Raw genomic sequence first — 2,659 nt, 5'->3', positions numbered from 1 at the left:
ATGAACGCCAACCGCTCCGCCGGATACGACGGATCCAACGGCACATAGCCCCCACCCGCCTTGAGCACCCCCAGCATCGCCGCCAGCAACGGCACCCCACGCCGGGCACAGATCCCCACCCGCACATCCGGACCCACACCCACCGACCGCAACCGGTGAGCAATCCGGTTCGCCATCGCGTTCAGCTCCCGGTACGACACCCGTACCTCACCGTGCACCACCGCAACCGCCTCGGGCGCCTCGGCCACCCGCCGCTCGAACAACTCATGCACCAGCGCCGTCGGATCGACCGGCACCTCCGTGGCATTGAAACCCTCCACGACAAGCGCCCGCTCCGCCTCCGGCAGAACCTCCAGGCCCGACACCGCCGCCGCCGGATCGGCCGCCAACGCCCCGGTCAGCTCCCCCATCGCAGCCGTCAGCAGCTCGCACACACGCTCCGGGTCCAGCCGGTTATCCACCTGAGCGGTCACCGCGAACCCCGTACCCACGTCATCAACCGAGACCACGACCGGATAGTTGGTGCGCTCCTCGCCGTCCAGCACCTCGAACCCGGACAACGCCGCTCCGACCGCGTCCGAATCCGCCGGAGTACTGTGCCGATAGTTGAGCAAGCTGGTGAACAGCGGTAGACCCGCCGGGACCTGACTGCATCCCTGGGCGAGCACCAGCGGGGCGTGCTCATGCCGTAGCAGCTCGGCCAGCAGCCCATGGGTGTCCCGGACAGCATCGAGCGCACCCCGGGCACCGATGTCGACGCGTACCGGCAGGGTGTTGATGAACAGGCCGAGACCGCGTTCCGCACCGGCGCCGGCCTGCATCCGCCCGAACAGCACCGTACCGAACACCACATCCGAACGACCGGTCAGCCGGGACAGCACCATGCTCCAGGCCAGATGGCACACACTCGCCGGAGACACACCGACCCGGCGAGCCTGCTCCCGAACCGCCTCGGCCAAGGCAGCGTCCATATCGACACGTGCCTCCGCGATTCCGGTGCCGTCACCGCGGACATCCAGGATGCCGTACGGCGCGGTCGGCTCGTCGACATCGCCCAGCAGCTCGGTGAAGAACTCCTCGTGCTCCTGCTGGGTTGTGCCCAGCACGGCTTGGGCCACCACATTGCGATACGGCACCGGCTCCGGCAACGCACCTGCCCGGCCGGCCAGCACCGCCCCGATCTCCTCCTGCAACACCTCCATCGTGGTGTGGTCACCCACCAGGTGATGCATCAGCACCAACAGCAGCCACCTGTCGTTCGGCTCGTCGTAGGCCGTGACCACCCGCAACAGGGGCGCACGGTTCAGATCCAGCGGAACCCGATATGCCTGCAGGCGTTCGACCGCATCCCCGCTGCCGTCAAGAGTCACCTCCTCGACCGGCAGCTCGGTCCGCCGCCAGACCACCTGCACCGGCTGCGGCAGTCCCTCCCACACCACCGACGTACGCAGAATGTCGTGCCGATCCACCACCGCCTGAAGCGCATCCGCGAAGTCACCGACCCACTCCCGCGACGGCACCACCGACACACTCGACAACAGATAGGCATCGCCCTCACCACCCAACAGATGGTGGAAGAAGATCCCCTCCTGCAGCGGCCCGAGCGGATAGATGTCCTGCACATTCCCGGGCCCGCCCGGCACCGAGGCGACGACCTTGGCGATCTGCTCCTCGGTCAGATCCACCAGCGGCAGCATCCCCGGCGTGATCACATCGGCGTCCGCCGGAATCGCGTTCGGCGGCACCGGCACCTCGCCCCCGCCGCCAGCCGCGACCGCCGCGGCCAGCCCGGCGACGGTCGGGGTGGTGAACACCGCCCGCACATCGCACGACAGCCCGGCCTGCCGCATCCGCTCCACCAGCGAGACCGCCAGCAGGGAGTGCCCGCCCAGTTCGAAGAAGTCATCGTCGCGCCCGACGCGCTCCACATTCAGCAGGTCCGACCAGATCCCGGCCAGAACCTCCTCCACCACACCCACCGGCGCCCGATAACCACGCACCACCACCGCGCCACCATCCGGCACCGGAAGCTTGTCCCGGTCCACCTTCCCGTTCGGGCTTAACGGCAGCGCACCCAGTTCCACGAACGCCGACGGCACCATGTAGGAAGGAAGGACCTCACTCAGCGCGCCACGCAGTGTTTCGACCCCGATGCTGCTGTCGGGCACGTAGTAGGCGTCGAGGCGATCACCGTGCGCCACCACGACGGCTTCCCGGACGGCGTCGATCTCCAGTAGTCGGGCCTCGATCTCGCCGAGCTCGATCCGGTAACCCCGGACCTTGACCTGGAAATCATTGCGGCCCACGAACTCCAACGTCCCGTCCGGCAGCCAACGGCCCACATCCCCCGTCCGATACAACCGCGAACCATCCCCCGCCAACCAGTCCGGCACAAACCGCTCACCCGTCAACCCCGGCCGACCCAGATAACCCCGCGCCACACCCAGACCACCGATGAACAACTCACCCACCGCACCCACCGGCACCGGACGGCCAACACCATCGACCAGGTAGACCCGCGTGTTGCCGATCGGCCGACCGATCGGCAACGTCTCCTGCCCCCCGGACACCCCGGCCACATCGAAAGTGGTGGCAAACGTCGTTGTCTCCGTCGGACCGTAGCAATGCACCAACCGACCCGGGGCACCACCGCTCGCCA

At 68.1% G+C, this 2,659-nt stretch carries 1 protein-coding gene; it reads right to left on the bottom strand.

Annotated elements, in window-relative coordinates; genetic code table 11:
• Positions 1–2,579: condensation domain-containing protein (locus IEY86_RS35750; RefSeq protein ID WP_265806207.1), on the bottom strand; the 2,579-nt coding region annotated here is incomplete at its 3' end.
• Positions 2,580–2,659 lie beyond the last annotated feature (80 nt).

The organism is Wenjunlia tyrosinilytica (assembly GCF_014646055.1).
In the GTDB taxonomy this organism is placed as follows: Bacteria; Actinomycetota; Actinomycetes; order Streptomycetales; family Streptomycetaceae; genus Wenjunlia; species Wenjunlia tyrosinilytica.
This window is presented reverse-complemented; position numbering and strand designations above follow the sequence as displayed.